The sequence below is a fragment of the Longimicrobiaceae bacterium genome, assembly GCA_035696245.1.
GTDB lineage: Bacteria > Gemmatimonadota > Gemmatimonadetes > Longimicrobiales > Longimicrobiaceae > DASRQW01.
Map to the genome: position 1 here is coordinate 1 of DASRQW010000250.1, position 3,546 is coordinate 3,546.

The 3,546-nt window shown below is 70.8% G+C and carries 5 protein-coding genes; all 5 read right to left on the bottom strand.

Going from position 1 to position 3,546, the window contains the following annotated elements; translation table 11 throughout:
* Positions 1–920, bottom strand: a 920-nt coding sequence (locus tag VFE05_11800; protein ID HET6230745.1) for a Tex-like N-terminal domain-containing protein, incomplete at its 3' end; no start/stop codon positions are given.
* Positions 921–1,309: 389 nt separating this feature from the next.
* A complete protein-coding gene (locus tag VFE05_11805; GenBank protein HET6230746.1) occupies positions 1,310–1,834 on the bottom strand; it encodes a hypothetical protein in 525 nt (174 codons plus the stop codon).
* A gap of 131 nt (positions 1,835–1,965) precedes the next feature.
* On the bottom strand, positions 1,966–2,388 hold the full coding sequence (locus VFE05_11810; GenBank protein ID HET6230747.1) for a hypothetical protein: 423 nt from the start codon (positions 2,386–2,388) through the stop codon (positions 1,966–1,968).
* Positions 2,378–3,094 (bottom strand): ribonuclease HII, encoded by a 717-nt coding sequence (locus VFE05_11815; protein ID HET6230748.1) that lies wholly within the window; start codon positions 3,092–3,094, stop codon positions 2,378–2,380. The genes VFE05_11810 and VFE05_11815 overlap by 11 nt, the downstream gene beginning before the upstream one ends.
* A 211-nt stretch (positions 3,095–3,305) precedes the next feature.
* Positions 3,306–3,546 (bottom strand): hypothetical protein (locus tag VFE05_11820; protein ID HET6230749.1); only part of this gene is annotated, 241 nt, incomplete at its 5' end.

The window sequence follows — 3,546 nt, forward strand, 5'->3', positions numbered from 1 at the left end:
AGCAGCGCCTCCAGGTTGTGCCCGAAAATGGCGATCGCCTCCTCGTCCGCGTGCGTCTTCAGCTCCATCCGGATCTCGACCTCCACCGACGGGGAGAGCAGGCGGCGGTACGCGTCCTCCACCGCGAGCGCCATCTGGCCGCGGGCGAGGGACGGAGCCGCGTGCTTGCGGACGAGCGACGCGACGATCTCCTCGTCAGGCGCGGTAATGCGGGCCGTCAGGAACTCTTCCGTCTCGCCGCGGCGCACGGCGAGCACCTGGTGGCTCTTGACCGTCTTCACCGGCGCTGAGAAGTCGTAGTAGTCCTGGAACTTGCTCGTCTCGCCCTCCTTGCCGCGCGCCGCCTTGCACTCCAGCACCCCGTGCGCCCGCACCTGCTCGCGCACGTACGCACGCGTCGCCGCGTCCTCCGCGATGCGCTCAGCCACCACGTCGCGCGCCCCCGCCAGCGCCTCTTCGGCCGATGCGACTCCGCGCTCCGCGTCCACGTAGGCCAGCGCGGCGGCTTCCAGCTCCGAATCGCTCGTCTCGCCAGCCCACAGCAGCTCGGCCAGCGGACCGAGGCCCCGCTCCACGGCGATGGTGGCGCGGGTGCGGCGCTTGGGCTTGAACGGGCGGTACAGGTCCTCCAGCTCCGCCTTGCTGCCCGTGCGCTCGATGGCGGCGCGTAGCTCCGGCGTGAGCTTGCCCTGCTCGTCGATGCTCTTCAGGATCGCCGCGCGGCGCTCGTCCAGCTCCGTCAGGTACTCGTGCCGGTCGCGGATGTCGCGGATCTGCACCTCGTCCAGCTCGCCGGTGGCCTCCTTGCGGTAGCGCGCCACGAACGGGATGGTGTTGCCCTCGCCCAGCAGGTCCAGGGCGGCGCGCACCTGCGGAACGCGAAGGCCCAGCTCCGCGGCGATGGTCTCGGCGTACGACATCGGTCTCTTCGGCTTCGGTGAATCTGGTGCTCTGGTCGGACTGTGTGGCGAGGCCAGGAATCTACGGCAGGAGCTTCGGGCGGGGCAGAGTTGACATCCGCCCGCCGAGCGTCACCATGCCGATGCAGCTGGAACGACGGAGCTTGGGCGTGCCCGGTTGTGCCGATCGGGGGCGCGTGCAGGAGGACCCGCGCTTACGGCAGCGGTGCCGACCCGCCACACTCAGCCGCAACAACAAGGCGGAAGCGCGTATCTGCGCCTCCGCCTCCCACCTATCTCGCGCCCTCGACCTCATCGCCGCCGCAGCTTCATCTGCCCGTCCCGCGACCGTGCTGTCGCGATGGCGGTGCGAAGCTCGGTTGAACGGCCCTATTCGACCCGCAAGCGAGTCACACTGGAAATTCGGGAGTAGCCCCGGCGGGATGTCCTTGCGAGGCTTTCGCCCGCATGTCCCGGCGCACCGCGAGCAGCGCGGCTACCCACAGCGCGGCCGCGCCGGCGAAGCCCGAGATCGTGCCCCCCAGCGGCGGGCCTGCGACGAAGCCGCCCGCCGATGCAGCCAGCAAGCCGATGCCGAGAACGTAGAACGGGCGAAACGGTATCGCGTACGCCATGGGCAGGAAGTGCAGGCCCACGACAAGCGCCATCGCGGGCAGCAGCATCTCGCGGTGCCCGAGGTTGATCACGAGGTTGGCGGCCAGGAACAGCCCGACGCCCTCGCCCATGCTGCTCCACATGATGACGCGCTCCGCCTGCTCCGATGGGGAGACGCCCTCACCCGGCCGGCGGATGACGGCGATCGCGGCGAGCCCGATGACGGCGAAAACGATGAACGGGAGGCCGAGCCTCGGGCCCGTCCACCCGAACTCGAACGCGAGCGTCAGCGCGGCGAACAGCCCGCCGAAGAAGCTCATGATGATCGCGCCCCAAGCCCCCATCGCCGCTACGCTCCGTTTTTGGGTGAATCCGAATCCCCGGCCCGCGCCCTCGCTCCTCGGTCGTCGTCGGCAGCCCTGCTCCGAACGACACGTGCCGTCCCGGAGCCTTACCGCACCGCCGCTGTCTCCGCACGCGCTTCCCGGCTGCCGATGCGTGCGCCGATCGCGGCGGCGGCCATCTGGAGGAGGAGCAGGCCGGCGGTGAGCGTGGGCGAAAGCGCGGACCACGACGCGCCGCTGAACCCGCGGAGCAGCAGGTTCGCGGCGAGCCACACGATCACCGAGAAGAGGCCGATGCCCACCCCGTGAAGGATCGGCGCAGCGCCGGTGCGCCCACCGGTGAACCACCCGCCCACGAAGAAGCCCACGAAGAACGCGAGCGCCATCCATCCCCCCGGCGCGTCTCCGTTGGACTCCACCAGCCCGAAGCGGATGAGGACGAACACGGCGAGCGCGGTGACGCACGCGGACACGAACCACCCGAAGGCGACCCACGACGGGCGGACGTTCTGGAGATGTTCAGAGTGCATGGGCGGCGAGCTCGGCTACGGTGAGTGCTTCCTGGAAAGTGTACTGCACGGGCTGGAAGCTCTGGCGGTGGTGGCGCGTGGGCCCCAGCCGCTCCAGCGCCTCCAGGTGCTCGGGCGTGCCGTAGCCCTTGTTGCGCTCCCAGCGGTAACCGGGATGGCGGGCGGCGAGGCGCTCCATCAGCCGGTCGCGGACGACCTTGGCGAGGATGGACGCGGCCGCGATGCAGTGCACCTTGGCGTCGCCGTCCACGATGGCGGTCTGCGTCTCGGTGCCCAGCTCGGGCACGCGCAGGCCGTCCACCAGCAGGCGCCCCGGCGGGCAGCTCAGGCGGGCGATGGCGCGCTGCATGGCGAGCGCCGTCGCCCGGCGGATGTTGATGCGGTCGATCTCCGCCGCGGAGGCCGCGCCCACGCCCCAGCACACGCACGAGGTGACGATGCGCTCGTACAGCATGGCGCGCTTCTCGGCCGTGAGCTTCTTGCTGTCGTCCACGCCGGCGATCCAGCACCCTTCCGGCAGGATCACCGCCGCGGCGACCACGGGCCCGGCCAGCGGCCCGCGCCCCACCTCGTCCACACCGGCGACGAAGGGCGTGCCCGCGTCCCACCACGCCCACTCTTCCGCGAGCAGCTTGCGGAGGCGCGCCGGCGTGGGCTTTCGTGGAGCCTTGGCCTTGCCGGGCTTCTTCTTGGTGGGCGTTGCCAAAGTCGCGGGCGGGCGGTGCGGGGAACGCTGAGGGGACTGAGAATGGATAAGCGATTGCGTGGCGCGGGGGAAGGCCCGCACCCCCCGCTCGCACCACTCGCGGGACCCTCTCCCGGAAGCGGGAGAAGGAAACTACTGCCCGGGAGGCCGGGCGGCTGTAGCGAGTGCGGCTCCGCCCCGCAGCCGCGAGGCGAAAAGTGCCGGGAAGCCGTCAGCTCCGCTGCGTTCCCTCGGCCTCTGCCTGCTTCAGGTCCTCGTCCGAGAGGACGCGGCGGTCCGGGTCGCGGGCCCCGTCGTCTCCCGGGGTGAACCGGAGGCCGTCCATGTACGGCGTGGGCTTCTTGCGGCGGTAGTCGGCGAACTCCTTGGCGTAGTAGTCGCGCGCCTCCTGCACCGTCTTCGCGCCGGTGACGATGTCGTGCATCAGGTTCAGCGCCAGGAGGTTCGCCTGC

Bases quoted from the DNA above. Each gene is read 5' to 3' on its own strand.
- VFE05_11810 (HET6230747.1), bottom strand. From the start codon at position 2,388: ATGCACTCTGAACATCTCCAGAACGTCCGCCCGTCGTGGGTCGCCTTC.
- VFE05_11805 (HET6230746.1), bottom strand. From the start codon at position 1,834: ATGAGCTTCTTCGGCGGGCTGTTCGCCGCGCTGACGCTCGCGTTCGAG.